Below are 16191 nucleotides of genomic sequence, written 5' to 3'. Positions count from 1 at the left end.
CCATCCTTCACGAGCGCGGAGAGCCGGTGGGTGTGGTCACCTGTCAGGCGGGCAGGTCAGCGTTGCCTGCAGCCATGTTGTTCGACAGCCGCTCGTGCACGACCGCGACGGTGGTGCGAGAAGCGATCTTCAGCCCCCCCTCGGTGCGGACGAACACGTCGTCGTAGTACCCGGCGCTGTGGTCAACCGTGGTGGGGTCATCACGGTGCTGCAGCAGGGCGTCGCCGTAGGTCCGTGCGGTCAGCGGGTCAGTGCCGGTGATGACGATGTTGGTCATCCGATGGACACTCAGCCCCGCGGGCGAATGGGACTCCCGCATGAACGCGGTGAAATCGTCACCCGTTTCCCACGAGCCCATGAACGGCCCGTAGTCGACCTTTGCGTCGTCGGCGAACGCGCTGCGGAACAGTGTCCAGTCGCGCCGATCGATACCGCTCGCATAGCGGGTGACCACGTCCACGACCTCCGCGTGCAGCGCGAGGTCCTCCTGCTTGGTGTTGCCCATGAGTCTTCCTTTCCTTCGAGTCGTTCGCCTCGAAGAGACGAAGACACCCAACAAACGGTGGGCGCCCCCACTTACTATATGGGGTTCCACCCCGTTTGTGGCATGATGGGTCGAGGTCGGTGCTGACGAGCCGACTGGGCATCAGGGACACGTGCGAGGAGAGGAGAAGTAGTGGCGGAAGAGGAAAATCGACGTCGAGGTATGCGCGCAGACGCGCTGCGCAGTCGCGGTCGCTTACTCGAGTCGGCCGCAGAGTTAATCGCTCGCGACGGTACGGGGGTCTCGCTGGAGGAGATCGCGCGCGAAGCAGGGGTCGGCTCGGCCACCCTGCATCGTCATTTTCCGACCCGCTGGAACCTTCTGGAATCGATCTTCAAGGATCGTGCGGACCAGATTGCGCAGCAGGCCGACGAGCTGATGGCGGATGACCCCAACGTTGCGTTCGCCTCGTGGTTCAGCGCTCTGGTGGACATGGCCAACCGCACATCCGGTCTCGCTGCCGTCATCGGACCCCCGCCCGACGACCAGGCGAGCGACATGCCGAGTTGCCATGACGTGATCGCCGGTGCCGGTGGGCGCCTCCTGCACGTGGGTAAGACATCCGGCGACATCCGGGCGGACATCCAGATTGACGAGCTGATGGCGATGGCCATGGCGATCAGCTCACTACCAGACCGTGACGCACGAAATCGCCTCCTCGAGATCACGGTCAACGGGTGGGGCCAACCCTTCCCAGGTCCCTGACTCGCGCCGTCACCGACGCGGTACGGCAAATCGCACACCGCGGGCACCGTCCCGCCAACCGGAAGAGAACGCATGAACATCGAAAAATCAGTCGCCCTGGTTACCGGCGCCAACCGAGGCATCGGCCGGAGTTTCGTCGAGGAGCTCCTTGTACGAGGTGTAAGCAAGGTGTATGCCACCGCTCGACACCCCGAAACCATCCGCGTAGACGACCCACGCGTTGTCCCGCTCCGACTCGATCTCCTCGACCAGGACTCCATCGCCGAGGCCGCGAAGGTCGCGTCCGACGTTACACTCCTCATCAACAACGCCGGAATCACCACAGGAGCAGATCTCCTCACCGCACCATTTGATGACATCCGCACAGATCTTGAAACCCACCTGTTCGGCACCCTGCGCGTGACCCGGGCGCTCCTGCCCGCACTTCGCCACCAGAACGAGGCAGTCATCGTCAATGTGCTTTCGGTCCTGTCTTGGGTCGCCACCGCCGCCGGATCGGGTTCCTACTCTGTGGCCAAAGCAGCGGAATGGAACATGAGCAACGGCATTCGCGTCGAACTCGCAGGCCAGAACATCCTCGTGCAGGGTGTCCACCTCGGCGGGGCGGACACCGACATGATGGCCGGGGTTGAGGGACCGAAGATCGACCCAGCGGACGTCGCGCGTGCCAGTCTCGATGGCGTAGAGGCCAGCATGATCGAAGTGCTCGTGGACGACCCCGCCCGCTTCGTCAAAGCCGCCCTCGGGGGCGACCCCAGCCGCCTCTACGGCTGAGCGGTTCCCTCCCACCGATCCGGAACTTTAACCCGTCGGCGGCGTCCTATAGTTCCGCACGACCGTTGCCGGCACGCCGGTCACCTCCACGGTCATTCTTGGACTGAGCGACGACCTCACCGTGGCGCTCACCCTCGAGGCGTTCGGTGACATGACCCGACAAATACACCGCCAGCTTGCGAGAGCACACCTCTTTTGTATAGGGAGGATGCGGTCGAGAACTGTCTTGAAAAGCTAGAGTTTCAGGACGCCCCATGAGTGCATGACTGACCACAGCGCGCCCTGCGAATTCTTCAATGTCGGCGAGTCCCGCAACTATGCGTCATAAGTTGATGCTCGGATTCAAGTACTCACTGTTAGTTATGAGACACCACGGGAGCACATATGGGGAAGCTGATTGGGTACGCGCGAGTATCAACGCGTCAGCAGTCAACGGACCGGCAAGAAGCAGACCTCCTCGCGGCCGGGGTCCGGCGCGACGACCTCTACGTCGATCAGGGCGTCTCGGGTGCCCGGGCGTCACGCCCACAATTCGATCGAGCAGTCGACGCGCTGGAGGAGGGTGACACCCTCGTCATCACCACGCTTGACCGTCTCGGACGGTCCACACAGAACATGCTCGCTTTCGCGGAAGAGCTCCGCCAGATCGACGCTGGTCTTAGAGTCCTGAATCTTGGCGGCGGGGACGTAGACACCTCCACACCGATGGGTTCGATGCTGTTCACGATCATGGCCGCTCTCGCGCAGATGGAACACGACATCAAGAGCGAACGAATCACCGACTCCGTCAGCAAGAGACGTGCAGCCGGCAAGCATCTCGGCGGAAGGCCCCGGCGGATCACCGACAGTCAAATACGCAGCGCGCTCCACCTCATCCAGAACGGCGAAACCACCGCGCAGGTCATCCGCGACCTCGGGATCTCCCGTTCCACGTTCTATCGCCGCGCCGCCGAACTCACGCCCTGATCACACCCGCCACTGCAGCGGACGCGACACGAAGCGATCACAGAACACCGCCAAAGAGCTCCGAACTCCACGCCCCGGCGCTCTACACTCGGCGACATCCCACCCGGAGGAGAACATGACAGCAGTGGCAATCGTTCCGTTTATGGTGACGGATGCAGCGGCATGGCGCGCCTGGCTCGACACCAACGAAGAGTCCTCTGACGGAGTCTGGCTGGCGCTCGCAAAGAAGGGCACAGTGCACCCCACATCACTCACCTATGCCGAGGCTCTTGACGAAGCCCTCTGCAGTGGGTGGATCGATGGCCAAAAGCGTTCCCACGATGCGGCCACATTTTTGCAACGGTTCACTCCCCGCCGCGCACGCTCGATGTGGTCGCAGCGAAATCTCGAGCACGTCGAGCGGCTTACGCGCGAAGGTCGGATTCGGCCGCGTGGCCAGGCCGAGATCGACCGCGCCCAAGCTGACGGTCGATGGGACCGCGCCTACGCCGGCTCAGCGACCATCGTCGTGCCAGCAGAATTCGAGCACGCACTAAACGCATCGCCGACTGCGCGCGCTCGGTTTGACGCGTTGAGCCGTGGCGAGCGATATTCGGTGTTGCACCCGCTCGTCACGGCCACGAACGACGAAGCCCTCTCGAGGAGAATCGTGAAAGCCATCGATCGCCTCGACACCGGTGTGTAGTTCGCGCTACTCGCTGAAGGGATCGAGGCCCGTCGCCGCAACCGAGAGATCCCAGAGGCGGTCGGCGAAGTCAACGTCGATGGCCCATTCTTTGACGCCACCCGTCGTCATATCCGCATGGTCGGCCGACACGACGCCCTTGATAGAAGAGTCTTCGCAGTACACACCACCGCGCGTCAGCAGTTCGGGCGCTGTGGCGGCCCAGAGCCCCGTGGCGGCACCTTCGGCCGGTGTTTTGAACAGCGGGTTGGGGTTGCCGTCGGCGTCGATCCACTGCCGCTTGATCAGTTCTTCCTTCGAAATGTGACGCTGAAGATCCGTCATAATTCCACCCGGGTGCACTGAAAAGGCGTGAATCCCGCGGTTGGCAGCTCGGGCATCGAGGCCCACGGCGAACAGGGCGTTGGCAGTCTTTGCCTGCCCGTAGGCCACCCATGGGTCATACGGTGTCGACTCGAAATTGATGTCGTCGAACAACACTGGCGAGCGATAGTGCCCCGTCGACGAGTACGACACGACACGCGAGCCTTCAACTAGAAGTGGTGCAACTCCACTGACCAGCGCAAAGTGTCCGAGGTGGTTCGTTCCGAACTGCGTGTCCCACCCCTGTGCGGTCAGACCCTGAGGGGGTGCCATCACACCTGCAACATCAATCACAAGGTCAATTGGCTTGGCCGCGCCTCGCACCGACGCAGTGAATGCGGCGACAGATTCGAGATCACTCAGGTCCATGGATTCGACCTCGACGCCAGTGACGCCAGCGAGAGCGGATGCCGCAGCATCCGGCCGACGCGCAGGCACAACGACAGTCACGCCAGCCCCGGCGAGCGCCTTGACGGTTTCGAGACCGAGCCCGGAGTACCCGCCCGTGACGATCGCGCGTTTACCCGCGAGGTCGTGTCCCGCAATTACCTCGGCGGCTGTCGTGCGGTATCCGAAGTCGGTAGCGAGAGGTTGTTGCCGGGCGATCATTTCGGGCGTCGTGGTCATGGTCTAACGCTCGATCTTGAAGCACCTCGAAGTCAAGCTGCCAGCTCGACTATCAGCAACAAAAGAGGATGCGAGGACGCCCCGGAGAGGCGGCGTCCTCGCATCCTGTTTTCACGCGCTTAGCTCAGCGCGTTGCGGCTTCTGCCTCGGATCACCAGCAGCAGTGCGATACCGATGGCGAGCAGCATGAGCCCCACGATGATGCCCATTGTCCAGATCACACCACCCGTCGTTGCCAGCGGGTTTGCCGCGGAGACAGTCACGTCTGCAGTCGCTACCGAGGTGTCACCGAGGTAGGCATGCATCACGTGTGCTCCCGCAGCGGTTGTGGCAGGGATCGTCACTGTTGTGCTGATTCTTCCATCAGCCGCAGCGAGTGCCTCACCGAGCACGACAGGTGTCGAGTGCAACTCGATGCGCACGGTGACACCGGGTGCGAACCCAGAACCACTCACAGTGATCTTTCCGCCGGCCTGCACCGTCATCGCGGAGAGTGCGATGCTCGGGGTCGCCGCTCCGGGTTCTTCCGTTCCCGGCTCACCTGTTCCGGGCTCTTCTGTTCCTGGCTCCCCAGTGCCCGGTTCTTCAGTTCCGGGTTCTTCATCGCCCGCTACTTTCACGGAGACGACGTCCGACGTTGTCGACTGACCCGAAGAGTCAGTGACGACAGCCGTCAAGGCGACGGTCTCGCCTTTGTTGGCATCAGCAGCAGTCCACGAGAACGTGTACGGAGACGTTGAAGAGCTCGATACCGACTCGCCGTCGACGAGCAACGACACCGAAGTGACGGCGAAGTCGTCATTGGCACGCACGAGAGGTGCGATCGTGTCGCCGGATTCGAGCTCAAGGCCCGTTCCCGGGTCGATGATCATGCTCGTCGGTGCGTTGTCAGTGACGGCACCAACAGTCATCGGCACGTTGCCCGGCTCGCTCTGGGCGGGGTCGAGCACGGTGACAGTTGAACCGTCTGCCGACAGCCCGTCCGTCATGCTACCGCGCACCGTGACCGGTGCATCGGTCCGCGGAGCCGTGCCCGCAGCATCCCGGTTTGCGACCGCGACGCCGTTTGCGGTGATGACCGAATCACTTACTTCGACAGCACCCGAGTCGCGCAACTCCACGCCCACACCGCGGGTCGGTTCAGAGGCGAACGTGTTGCCCGTGATGCGGCTGCCCGACACGAAACCGTCGAAGCCGCTCGTGAAGCGCACACCTACCTGCGGGTAGAGCGGGTTCGCCGATCCGGTCACAACGGTGCCCGTAACGTACCCGTGCTGGCGGATGCCCGATCGCTCGAGGTTCGCTGCGTCACCGTCGGCGCCGCGCGCCCCGTCGAACAGAATGCCGCCCGACTGGTAACCGGTCACAACACTGTCGGCGACAGTGAGCTCAGTTTCGACTGTGCCGCTTCCGGCGCCCTGCAAATAGTTCGTCTTCACGATTCCCCAGCCGTGCGGGTTCGCTGCGAGCTCTTCGGCCGTTTCCGCCGTCTTCAACGGGCCAACGACGCTGTCCGAGACACGCCCTGCGGTGTTGAGGAACGCGATCCCAGCCTCAGCGAACACGGTGCCGGATGTGACAGTCACGCCTGAGATGTCAAGGAACAACTCGTTTGTGTCTGTCGAGCCAAGCGACTGGCGCGAGACCGTGATCACGTTGCCGCCACCGTCACGCAGATACGGCGTGGTGCCTGCGAGGGTTGTGAGGCTCTGATCGGGCATGATCGTCACCTTGTCGGCGCCGGCACCCTTGATCTTCAGCGGCTTGTTGATCGTCAGGCCATTGAGAGCTCCGGATGCCACCGGCACCCGTGCGCTGTTCACAGGCGTTGAGCTCTCTTCATATGTGCCTTCACAGACAACGATCGTGTCCCACGGTGCCGCGTAGTCGACGGCATCCTGGATGTTCGTGAAGTTCGCCGCGGGGCACTGCATGCCATCGTCGTCGACAACCCACGTCGAGTTCGAAGCCGTGTCAGAAACTGTGTCAGGAAGCGAAAGCTCGCCGGCGGTGATGTCGAATCCAGCGAGGTACGCCTCCGGGTCCGGTCCGGAGGTTGGTGCACCGGAGCCTGCGCCCTGGTTCAGCGCCCTTCCATCCGAAAGGATGAGCGGGGCATCCGCCGCAGCCTCTTGGAACCGCACATCTGCAAGCTGGATCGAGCCCGATGTGGGCGTTCCGTCAGTGCCGAATCGCAGTTCGAGCGACGCGAGCGACGACACATCGACGCCCTGTGACGAGAACTCGGTCAGCGGCACGCGCAGCTGCTCGAGCACCATGTGCGTCGAGGGCGTCACGGTACCCGTTGTCATGTGCAGCGCGTTACCCCAGCGCGGGTCACCCGCGTTGACGGATGCCTCGTTACCCTCGGTGTCGGTGAGCACGATCTTGAAGTCCTGCGTTGTGGCTGCAGGGTTCCAGTTCACGGGAAGAAGTTCCCCGACGTCGTTGAGTCGAGCTGAACCGGGGTTCCGAGAATCGAAGTAGTTAACGTCAGCGTTCAAGGCGAGAGCCTTGAGGCCGCTGGCATCCTTCGATGCGTCGGGGATCTGTGCTTTCAGTGTGGCGGTGCTTTGGGACTCCCATGCCAATGCGAGCTGACGACCGTAGGAGTGGTTGATCGGCGCGTTTTCACGTGTGCTGTTCTGTCCACCCTGGTCGGCTTTGCCCGGCAACGGACATGCCTTGGCGCCGGTGGGCTGGGTCGACTTTCCGAGCACGCCCGGCGCGAACTCATCTGGCTCAGGGTCACACCAGTCAAATCCCTGGTCGGTCGTTTCGGGCAGCGGGTCCACCGCGCCGTTGTCGAGATAGGGGTTCACAAAGCCCGAGCCCGACAGCGAGCCACCCAAGGCGTTGAGGGTCAACGGGTTCTCGATTTCGGGGCGAACAATGTCAATGCGCTCGTTCGAGGGGGCGAAGTACGACGTCGAGACGCGCTCGGCGCAATCAATGCGCGTTCCGCTCTCGCTCGTGGGACACGCAGACGCCGGCACCTGCTCGTGAGTTGCCGTGTCAGAAAGTTCTCCGGTCATGTACGGCTCAAAAGCGCCTTCACCACCGACGTAACGACGGAAGAACGCGGCCATCGTCGCAAGACCTAGCTTTTCCTGGTCGCCCATGCGCTCCGGGTCGCCCGAGATCTTGGTGTTGACCAGCGGGTTGTACGTGTCGGAGTTGTCGCGAACGTACGACATCGGGTCGTAGCTCGCTGCGCCGCTCAAGCGAAGGTTGTTGGGGGCGACGTTGCGATCACTCGTCGGGAGCGTGTTTCCGCACGCCGCATCCCCGGTGCTGTTTCCATCCTGGCCGTCTGCGAACCACACTGAGTTGTACCAGTTGTGGTTCGCGCCGAGGTGCGAGACCTGAATAGACGGGAACGGGTTGGTGCCATTGATGTACTGGCTTCGCTCAAAGAACCGCGCGCCTTGGAGGTTCGAGACATCACCGTCACAGAACGGCAGGATCGTCATAAACGGCACGCCGTACGGCGCCTTGCGCTCGTAGTCAACGGGCGCAAGCGCAATGATTCCGCGGATCGGGTACCGCGGGCCGTCGGTGCGGATGCGGTTGTAGTCGATGAAGCTCGTCACAGCGTCGCCGCCGCGCGAGTGGCCCATGAGACCGATGCGCGTCATGTCGAGCTTGCCGGCCAGAGCGTCACCGATCGTGGTGTGCTCGTCGACGAGGAGTCCGCCCGGCTGGTTGGCCGCCGTGAGAGCGTCAAGAGCCGCCGCGATCAGCATGCGGCGCTGGTGCATTCCCTTGCCGCTCGTGCCGTCTTGACGCATCATGAGCTGGTCCTGCGAGAGTGAGAAAACCGTGTATCCCCAGCTCGCGAGGTTCTCACCGAGATACGCGTATCCGGCTTCGTTGCGCTTGAACTCAGCACACGACGCGGTCGAGCTGTTCTGGCCCGAGTCACACGAACCGTGATTACCGTGGACGAGCACGATCAGCGGCGATGGCTCGGTGCGGTCGGCGGGATAGTAGAGCGCGCCGCGAATCTCCAGCGATTCGGGGGCTTGCGAAGTACCAGCTGTCGGGGCCGCGCCACTTGAGTTGGGTTCTTGCAGCTCGGCGAGTCCCAGTTTCGTTTCTTGGATCGTGAGCGGTGTGTACGTTCCGCGATCGAGGGGATCAGGCAGTTCATCCGTTTCGAGCGCGGTGGCGACCTTGTCGATCGACGGCACCTCTGTCGTCGTTGGCGCTGCAAGCGCGGGGGACGCCGGCAGCAGAAGCGCGACGACGACCGGAATCGCGATCAACGCACGGCCGGCAAACTTCGGGCGGGATGATGTCGTGTACGGGGGCGTAGGGGTCTCTTGGGTGACCGACCCGGCCCGTGAAGGCATGCGAAATCTCACGGTTCTCCAGAAAAAGGGCGCGCAAAAACAGCGGTGTGCTTAGTGCAGCGCAGAGGGGGGATGGAGCTGGATCGAGATGATCCTGAGATGAGGTTATGGATAACCTGTGTGCTCGCTATGCCGTTTAACAGGCCCGTAACAAGACTTTAACTGGCCGGTTCACTTTTGCATCCAAAACGGATCTCGCTCACGATGGAAGCAACGGCAGCGGGGTTGTCGACGACTCGATAATCGAAAACCCTCGCCCGCGAAGCCGACGGTGCTCTTCCGAAAGGTGGGTCAGCAGACGATCGCGAGTTCCTCGAACATGCGCTGAGATGAGCATGTCAGCGCGCTCAGCATCCCGCGCGTTGACAGCGGCAACGATCTCAGCGTGCTCCTCGCGCGCGGTAGCACGCGAGGAGGCTGTTCTCACTTCTAACCACCGTGTGCGGCTGAGCCGCGTAAGTGATGCGCTGATCGCCTCGGCCAGGAATCTGTTTCGCGACAGGCGTGCGAGAGCGACATGAAAGTCTCCACCGTCGCGTAGCCCCGCTTCTTCGCTGTCGTCGATCGGCGTGGAGTCGATGAGTTGCCGAAGTGCCTCGAGCTCTTCGGCATCCGCACGGTCGATGGCGAGAGCCACGGCAGCCTTTTCGATCGCCTCGCGATACTCCATGACCGCCCGAATTTCGGCGAGATCGATGGGAGTCACCTGCCACCCTCGACCCGCACGCTCCGTGAGCCCTTCGTTTTCGAGCCGCATCAGTGCGGCACGAATGGGTGTGCGTGAAGCACCGAGAAGTCCTTCGAGTCCGCGTTCACTGAGCTTCTCACCCGGCACAAGATCAAGCGACAGTATTGCCGCCCGCAGCGAAGCGTAAATAGTGCCGTCAGCCTGCGTTGTCACTGAACCTCCTTGGTATACCACTATCGTATACCGAAACGGTGCACCCAGAACGGAGCAGCTCATGGCAGACATGACGACAAATGGCGTCGAGCGCGTTCCTCTCGCGGCGTGGCGAATGCTGGCACTCGGCGTCGCAGCCCAGGCGACAGGAACCTTCGTCGTCAGCACCCCGGCATTTCTCATCCCAATGCTCCATCTTCAGCAGGGTCTTTCACTGGCGGACGCCGGTTTGCTCGCCGCCGCCCCCACCTTCGGCATGGTGCTGACTCTTGTGGCGTGGGGCGCACTGGCCGATCGCATCGGCGAGCGCTGGGTCATTGCGGGCGGGCTTGCTCTTACGGCGGTCTTGACCGCGAGCGCAGCGTCGACGTCGGGTTTTGTCGCTCTGGGGCTGCTGCTCGTGCTCGCCGGTGCGGCATCCGCGAGCACGAATTCCGCGAGTGGCCGCATCGTTGTCGGTTGGTTTCCGCGGCGACGACGCGGGCTCGCGATGGGAATCCGCCAGATGTCGCAGCCGCTCGGCGTCGCGCTGGCAGCGATTGTCGTTCCGACCCTTGCCGAGAACTACGGAATTGGTGCACCGCTCCTGGCAGCAGCGATAGCGCTTGCTGTGCTCGCTGCCGCATGCTCCGTCGCGATCGCGAACCCGCCGCGACCAACGCGCGCATCCGCACCGACCTCAGGGTCAGTAAATCCGTATCGCAACGGCCCGTTTTTGGTTCGAATTCACGCTGTGTCAGTGCTGCTCGTCATTCCCCAGTTCACGCTCTCAACCTTCGGGCTCGTGTGGCTTGTCGGTGGTCTGGAGTGGAACGCGACAGCTGCCGGTGTGCTCATCGCGGTGTCGCAATTCATCGGCGCGCTGGGGCGAATTGTGGTCGGGTCTGTGAGTGACCGGGTCGCGACCCGAGTGGGCGTCTTGCGGTGGGTAGCGGTCAGCTGCGTGGGGGTCATGCTGCTGCTCGCGGGAGTCGGAGAACTCCACTGGAGCGCGGCGGCGGCTGTCATGCTGATCCTCGCGAGCACTGTCACTGTTGCCGACAACGGACTCGCCTTCACGTCCGTTGCGGAGGCGGCCGGTCCCGCGTGGGCTGGCCGAGCGCTAGGTATTCAAAACACGGGGCAGTTCGTTGCGGCATCCGCTGTGGGTCCCGGCATTGGCGCGCTCATCGCACTGGTCGGCTACCCACTGACTTTCGCCCTTGTTGCGTTCGCTCCGCTCGCGTCCCTCGGGCTTATCCCGAAGCGCGATCAGCACTGGGGTTAAGCGGTAATTTACCGAACACCGGATAATGGGCGTATGACCTACCCCGTCGAACGCCGTTCCAACCCGACCGCCTGGGCCGCCTTCTGGTTCGCGTTGGTCGGCCTCGTGCTCATGCCCATCCCACTGTTCATCGGGCTCATTCTCGGCGGTGGCCTCTCCGTCGTCGCCACCGTCTTCGGCGTAATCGCCCTACTGAAAGGGCTCGCGCGTAGCGGCAAGGGCATCGCGCCCGTCGTGTTCGCGGCGATCTTCATCGCTCTCACATGGGGCGGAATCTCGATCGGCGGCGGCACCATCTGGTAACTCGCAAAAAGCGGGAGAAGCCGCCTTCCTTCGGAGCTACATCGCTCGGATGACACCGTGCATCGGAGGGAGGATCTTTCTCCGGATCAGTCGGATGCAAGCAGCCTCTCCTCTATCGTGGAGAGATGATCCGCGCCCTGAGCCGTCGCGCTCTGCTGATCGATCTCGCAGTGGCGACCGCCTTCCTCTCGGTGGTATGCCTCGCCTACTTTCTTATCGGCGAACCTGTCGGGATACCGGTCGCGCTTGGCATGTCGCTCGCGCTCGGCATGCGGCGTCTCAGCCCTGCCCTCGCTCTCGCAGTCTCCTGGCTCACCGCGATCCTGCAGATCGCGACAGGTGGCTCACCGAGCTTCTCAAACGTCGCGATTCTCGTCGTGCTCTTCGGCACCGCAGCTTACGGGTCAAAAGCAGTTCGCTCGGCGGGACTCATCTCGACTGTCCTCGGCGCAACCGCAGTCGCGATCGAGCTTTCGGGACTGCAGCTGGTGCGCGACGGATCGGGAGAGTACGCGCTAAGCCAGACAGTGGCGAGCATGATCACGAGCGGTTACCCGCTGTTCGTTGCGTCGCTCTCGGTGTTTCTCCTCAGCTGGGTTCTCGGTCTGCTCACGCGGACCTTCTCCATGGCGCGGGAGAGCAGGCGAGCGGAGGTCCTCGCGGAGTCGGCGCGCGCTGCCGCGCAGAAAGATGTCTTGGTCGAGCAGGAGCGCACTCGAATCGCTCGAGACATGCACGACGTCGTCGCCCACTCGCTGGCCGTCGTCATTGCGCAGGCAGACGGTGGCCGCTATGCCGCAAAGTACGATCCCCGGGTGGCAGACACGGCGCTTCTGACCATCGCCTCGACCGCTCGAAGTGCCCTGAGCGACGTACGCATGCTGCTCGCGCAGCTGCGGGATGACCAGCCCCCAGGCCCTCAACCCACGATCGATGACATCGACACGCTCATCGACCAGTTGCGGGCATCCGGTCTGGTCGTTGAGATGACCGTCGTCGGTCAGGCGATGGAGCTGCCGCTGGGCAGGCAGCTCGCGGTCTACCGAATCGTGCAGGAGGCGCTCACCAACGCACTGCGGCACGGAGATCGCGACACGCCCGTGCGAGTCGACCTGCGCTGGACGACAGACGTGCTCGCCGTTGTCGTGACGAATGAGGTGTCCCCGGAGCCGGAAGATCACGACCTCGGAGGGCACGGCCTCGCTGGCATGCGGGAGCGGGCAGCGCTCGTCGGCGGCAGCTTCCGGTCGGAAAGGGACGGCCGTTCCTTCGTTGTGACAGCACGTATTCCCGTGTCGCCTGAGTCTGTCGTGGTGTCGAGTTGAGAGACATGATCAACCAGAACAATCACGACGAGATTGATAACCGCACTGACCGCATCAGGGTGGCGCTCGTCGACGACCAGGCTATGTTCCGGGCCGGCATCCGCATGCTGGTCACCAGCCAAAGCGATCTCGAGTTCGTCGGGGAAGCGTCGAACGGCGCGGAGGCCGTCTCGGCAGCTGCACGCTGGCGTGCCGACGTGATCCTGATGGACATCCGAATGCCGATGCTCGACGGCATCGACGCCACCCGTCAGATCCTCACGGAGGCGGACAGCCGTGACGCCAGGCCACGCGTGATCGTTCTCACCACCTTTGACCTCGACGAGGCCGCAACTCGGGCTATCGCCGCGGGCGCGAGTGGCTTCCTCCTGAAGGACGCGGAACCGGAGTTTCTTCTCGCCGCGATCAGGACTGTACATGCGGGGAACGCGGTGATTGCAGCCTCCGCGACGATGCAGCTGTTCGAGCAGTTCGTGCCTCCGGCCACGCACGTCGAGCCTGCGGCTTTTCGAGAGTTGACCGCGAGGGAGAAGGAGATCTTCCTGCTTGCCTCAAGAGGACTCAGCAACGCGGAGATCGCCGCCACCGAGTTTCTCAGCGAAGCAACTGTGAAGACCCACATCAGTCGCATCCTCGCGAAGCTGTCGCTGCGCGACCGGGTGCAGCTCGTCGTGTTCGCTTTCGAGCACGGTCTCACCGGCTGAAGGTCATCCCTCAGAGGTACACCTTGACGACTCGAGGACGATTCGGTGACCGAGGACGTCTCCGTACCGTCGAAGTCATGACCTTGACATCACCACCTCCCCCCGCTCCCGGCGAGTTCGTCGCTCGGGTAGCTTCCCTCAACAAGTCCTACGGCACAGCCCCTGCCGCGGTCACCGCGCTCGACGACGTGACAGTCGGCATCCGGCGCGGAGAGCTCACGGCCATCATGGGTCCGAGCGGATCCGGCAAGTCCACGCTCATGCATGTGATGGCGGGGCTCGACGCGCCGACCTCCGGTCGCGCCTGGATCGGTGACACCGAGATCACGGCGCTCCCCGACGACAAACTCACGGTGCTGCGCCGCCTGCGGGTGGGCTTCATCTTCCAGAGCTTCAATCTCGTACCCACGCTCGATGTGAGCGGCAACATCTTGCTCCCTTTCGCGCTTGACGGACGCAATCCGAACTCCCAAGAGCAGACCTGGATCGACGGCCTCATCGACTCGCTCGGGCTGTCTGCGCGTCTTCGGCACCGCCCGAGCGAGCTATCGGGCGGGCAGCAGCAGCGCGTGGCGATCGCCCGCGCTCTGGCGACGAAGCCCGACCTCATCTTCGCCGACGAACCGACAGGAAACCTCGACTCGAAGTCGGGCCGTGAAGTGCTGACCCTGTTGAGGACCGCGAGCAGCGACTACGGCCAAAGCATCGCGATGGTGACGCACGATCCGATCGCGGCGAGCTACGCCGACCGGATCGTCTTTCTCGCCGACGGCCGCATCGTCGACGAACGTGAGCGGTCCGACGCATCCGATATCAGCCGTTACATGCTCGAGATGGAGGATGCCGCATGAACAAGACGACTTTTCCCCGCAGGTTTCTCGTCGTGACCGCAGCGCTCCTAACCGTCACCAGCCTCGCAGGCTGCACCGCGGTCGACGACCTGCTGTACAGCAAAACCACGACAACATCCGACTCGCTGGACTCGCTCGCTGGCGATGCGCCGACCTGGATACCTGGAGATGCCACGGACATCACGCAGGTGCAGACGCGCGACGGAGCGGCTACGTCGATCCTGCTCGCCAGCGACCGAGACCTCGACGCCGATCTCTGCACGCGCGTACCCCGCCTCTCTGCACCGACGATTGAGGTCGTCGGCGCCCCGGACGTGTACGGCGCCGACGGGGATGCCGTGTTCTCCTGCGGGGAATGGACCGTCATGGCTAGTGCAGATGGCTGGTACGGCTGGACGCCCTCCGCGGAGGGAGAGGCACAGTGAGCGTGCATCTCGCACTGCGCGGTCACGGGCCGAGCATCGTTGTCACCGCTGCGGGAGCCGCATTTGGCACGACCGTCCTCGTCGTCACCCACGTGCTCACCCAAGCCATCGAAGCCGACCCGGTCACGGGCTCAAGCATGACCGTGCAAGTGCTCCTCACGATGGCCGCGATCGTCTTCGTGGTCGTCGCGACATTCGTGGGCGGCATCGTTACGACGAATACCTTCACTTCAGTCGTGCAATCCCGCATTCGCACTATCGCTCTGATGCGACTGCTCGGTGCATCCGCCCGCGACCTTCGTCGCTCGTTCCTCCGCGAAAGCCTTCTCGTTGGCGCCGCGGGCGCAGCTCTCGGGAGTGTGCTCGGCCTCGGCTTCGCCACTCTCCTTACAAAAGGCCTCGCCGCGATCGGTGTTCTTCCCCAACTCAGCTATCAATTTGTCGACGGGCTCCTTTTGCTCCCGATGGTCGGCGTGATTCTTGCAACAGTGTCGGCCGGCTGGGCGGGCTCGCGGTCGGTATTGGCCGTGACACCTTTGCAAGCTCTCGGTGCCGCTGAGGAACCGAGAGCCGAAGAACTACGACAGCCAGTGCGCACCAGCATCGCCCTCACAGCTTTCGGCGTCGGCACAGCCGCACTCGTCGGCGGGATCATCCTCGGGCAAACACAGATCCTCGGCGTCCTGGTTGCGCTTGCGGGAGGAGTTGTCTCTTTCAGCGGCGTCGTTCTTGGTGCGCATCTGTTCGTACCGGCGAGCCTTCGACTGGTTGGGCGAATGATGAACCGGAACATGCCCTCGCGGCTGGCATCAGCAAACAGCGCCCGCCATCCCGAGATCAGCACCCGCTCGTTCGTTGGAGTCCTCGTGGGGGTCACCCTCGTCACGACTTTCACGGTCGCGCTTGCGACGTTTCGGGAACTCATCATCCGCGCCTCGGATGCTGACCCTGCTTACTACAAGGGCATCGACACCATGTTCCAGGCAACAAGCCTCGTGGTCAGCGCGCTCGTGGGCTTCAGCATCCTCATCGCCGCCATCGGCCTCATCAACGACCTAACGACGAGCGTGAGACGACGACGACGCGAACTCGGACTCCTCCGCACCCTGGGCCTCACGGTGCGACAAGTCAGGACGATGATCACGGCCGAGGCAGCTCAGGTCGCATTCGCATCCATCGTCGTGGGCATCCTGCTCGGCATCGCCTATGGCTGGGCCGGGGCGCAGTCCCTGCTCGGCTCGATCCCCGCCGGCGGCATGATCGCTCCAGCCGTGCCCCCGACCTTGATCGCCGCCCTCCTCATCGTCGGTACCGCGATTACCATGATCGCCGCGCTCGCGCCGGCGCGCCGGGCCACCCGCACTACACCGATCGAGGCTCTCCGCGAAGCGTGAGA

General features: G+C 63.3%; 15 protein-coding genes. 11 read left to right on the top strand and 4 right to left on the bottom strand.

Features of this window, described 5'->3' with window-relative positions; all coding sequences use genetic code 11:
* Positions 1-43: 43 nt before the first annotated feature.
* A complete protein-coding gene (locus FHS06_RS02925; protein ID WP_167045223.1) occupies positions 44-505 on the bottom strand; it encodes a nuclear transport factor 2 family protein in 462 nt (153 codons plus the stop codon).
* Between the two features lie 171 nt (positions 506-676).
* On the opposite strand from FHS06_RS02925, the gene FHS06_RS02920 reads away from it, so the two are divergent.
* The 4 genes from FHS06_RS02920 to FHS06_RS02905 all read left to right on the top strand — a co-directional run bounded on the left by FHS06_RS02920 (position 677) and on the right by FHS06_RS02905 (position 3674).
* Entirely contained in the window at positions 677-1249 is a 573-nt protein-coding gene (locus FHS06_RS02920; protein WP_167045221.1) for a TetR/AcrR family transcriptional regulator, read from the top strand.
* 72 nt (positions 1250-1321) lie between these two features.
* Positions 1322-2023, top strand: coding sequence for an SDR family oxidoreductase (locus FHS06_RS02915; protein ID WP_167045219.1), 702 nt, complete (start codon positions 1322-1324; stop codon positions 2021-2023).
* A gap of 384 nt (positions 2024-2407) precedes the next feature.
* On the top strand, positions 2408-2989 hold the full coding sequence (locus tag FHS06_RS02910) for a recombinase family protein (protein WP_167045217.1): 582 nt from the start codon (positions 2408-2410) through the stop codon (positions 2987-2989).
* A 115-nt stretch (positions 2990-3104) separates the two neighbouring features.
* On the top strand, positions 3105-3674 hold the full coding sequence (locus tag FHS06_RS02905; protein ID WP_167045215.1) for a YdeI/OmpD-associated family protein: 570 nt from the start codon (positions 3105-3107) through the stop codon (positions 3672-3674).
* 6 nt (positions 3675-3680) lie between these two features.
* Here the strand turns inward: FHS06_RS02905 and FHS06_RS02900 are convergent, their stop codons facing one another.
* From FHS06_RS02900 to FHS06_RS02890, 3 genes are all read right to left on the bottom strand, one after another.
* Positions 3681-4664 (bottom strand): oxidoreductase, encoded by a 984-nt coding sequence (locus tag FHS06_RS02900; RefSeq protein WP_208387871.1) that lies wholly within the window; start codon positions 4662-4664, stop codon positions 3681-3683.
* A 119-nt stretch (positions 4665-4783) separates the two neighbouring features.
* On the bottom strand, positions 4784-9019 hold the full coding sequence (locus tag FHS06_RS02895) for an Ig-like domain-containing protein (protein ID WP_167045213.1): 4236 nt from the start codon (positions 9017-9019) through the stop codon (positions 4784-4786).
* A 199-nt stretch (positions 9020-9218) separates the two neighbouring features.
* On the bottom strand, positions 9219-9920 hold the full coding sequence (locus FHS06_RS02890; RefSeq protein ID WP_310734870.1) for a GntR family transcriptional regulator: 702 nt from the start codon (positions 9918-9920) through the stop codon (positions 9219-9221).
* A 61-nt stretch (positions 9921-9981) separates the two neighbouring features.
* Here FHS06_RS02890 and FHS06_RS02885 point away from each other — a divergent pair, with 61 nt between their 5' ends.
* The 7 genes from FHS06_RS02885 (at position 9982) to FHS06_RS02855 (ending at position 16189) form a co-directional block, all read left to right on the top strand.
* Positions 9982-11187: an MFS transporter gene (locus FHS06_RS02885; RefSeq protein ID WP_243845244.1), complete on the top strand. Its 1206-nt coding sequence runs from the start codon at positions 9982-9984 to the stop codon at positions 11185-11187.
* A 33-nt stretch (positions 11188-11220) separates the two neighbouring features.
* On the top strand, positions 11221-11490 hold the full coding sequence (locus FHS06_RS02880; protein WP_167045210.1) for a hypothetical protein: 270 nt from the start codon (positions 11221-11223) through the stop codon (positions 11488-11490).
* A gap of 125 nt (positions 11491-11615) precedes the next feature.
* The gene (locus FHS06_RS02875) at positions 11616-12815 is read left to right on the top strand and encodes a sensor histidine kinase (protein ID WP_167045208.1); all 1200 of its coding nucleotides are present in this window, start codon (positions 11616-11618) and stop codon (positions 12813-12815) included.
* Positions 12816-12820: 5 nt separating this feature from the next.
* Positions 12821-13519, top strand: coding sequence for a response regulator (locus FHS06_RS02870; protein WP_167045206.1), 699 nt, complete (start codon positions 12821-12823; stop codon positions 13517-13519).
* 77 nt (positions 13520-13596) lie between these two features.
* Entirely contained in the window at positions 13597-14370 is a 774-nt protein-coding gene (locus FHS06_RS02865; RefSeq protein ID WP_167045204.1) for an ABC transporter ATP-binding protein, read from the top strand.
* On the top strand, positions 14367-14795 hold the full coding sequence (locus tag FHS06_RS02860) for a hypothetical protein (protein ID WP_167045201.1): 429 nt from the start codon (positions 14367-14369) through the stop codon (positions 14793-14795). The genes FHS06_RS02865 and FHS06_RS02860 overlap by 4 nt, the downstream gene beginning before the upstream one ends.
* A complete protein-coding gene (locus tag FHS06_RS02855; RefSeq protein WP_167045198.1) occupies positions 14792-16189 on the top strand; it encodes an ABC transporter permease in 1398 nt (465 codons plus the stop codon). The genes FHS06_RS02860 and FHS06_RS02855 overlap by 4 nt, the downstream gene beginning before the upstream one ends.
* The last annotated feature ends 2 nt before the right edge of the window (positions 16190-16191 follow it).

This window comes from Microbacterium halimionae (assembly GCF_011761265.1).
GTDB classification, from domain to species: Bacteria; Actinomycetota; Actinomycetes; order Actinomycetales; family Microbacteriaceae; genus Microbacterium; species Microbacterium halimionae.
The sequence above is the reverse complement of the archived record's forward strand: the minus strand, read 5'-3'. Positions and strand labels throughout refer to the sequence as shown.

Bases quoted from the DNA above. Each gene is read 5' to 3' on its own strand.
- FHS06_RS02900 (WP_208387871.1), bottom strand. From the start codon at position 4,664: ATGACCACGACGCCCGAAATGATCGCCCGGCAACAACCTCTCGCTACC.
- FHS06_RS02925 (WP_167045223.1), bottom strand. From the start codon at position 505: ATGGGCAACACCAAGCAGGAGGACCTCGCGCTGCACGCGGAGGTCGTG.
- FHS06_RS02915 (WP_167045219.1), top strand. From the start codon at position 1,322: ATGAACATCGAAAAATCAGTCGCCCTGGTTACCGGCGCCAACCGAGGC.
- FHS06_RS02875 (WP_167045208.1), top strand. From the start codon at position 11,616: ATGATCCGCGCCCTGAGCCGTCGCGCTCTGCTGATCGATCTCGCAGTG.
- FHS06_RS02885 (WP_243845244.1), top strand. From the start codon at position 9,982: ATGGCAGACATGACGACAAATGGCGTCGAGCGCGTTCCTCTCGCGGCG.
- FHS06_RS02910 (WP_167045217.1), top strand. From the start codon at position 2,408: ATGGGGAAGCTGATTGGGTACGCGCGAGTATCAACGCGTCAGCAGTCA.
- FHS06_RS02865 (WP_167045204.1), top strand. From the start codon at position 13,597: ATGACCTTGACATCACCACCTCCCCCCGCTCCCGGCGAGTTCGTCGCT.
- FHS06_RS02870 (WP_167045206.1), top strand. From the start codon at position 12,821: ATGATCAACCAGAACAATCACGACGAGATTGATAACCGCACTGACCGC.
- FHS06_RS02895 (WP_167045213.1), bottom strand. From the start codon at position 9,019: ATGCCTTCACGGGCCGGGTCGGTCACCCAAGAGACCCCTACGCCCCCG.
- FHS06_RS02880 (WP_167045210.1), top strand. From the start codon at position 11,221: ATGACCTACCCCGTCGAACGCCGTTCCAACCCGACCGCCTGGGCCGCC.
- FHS06_RS02905 (WP_167045215.1), top strand. From the start codon at position 3,105: ATGACAGCAGTGGCAATCGTTCCGTTTATGGTGACGGATGCAGCGGCA.
- FHS06_RS02860 (WP_167045201.1), top strand. From the start codon at position 14,367: ATGAACAAGACGACTTTTCCCCGCAGGTTTCTCGTCGTGACCGCAGCG.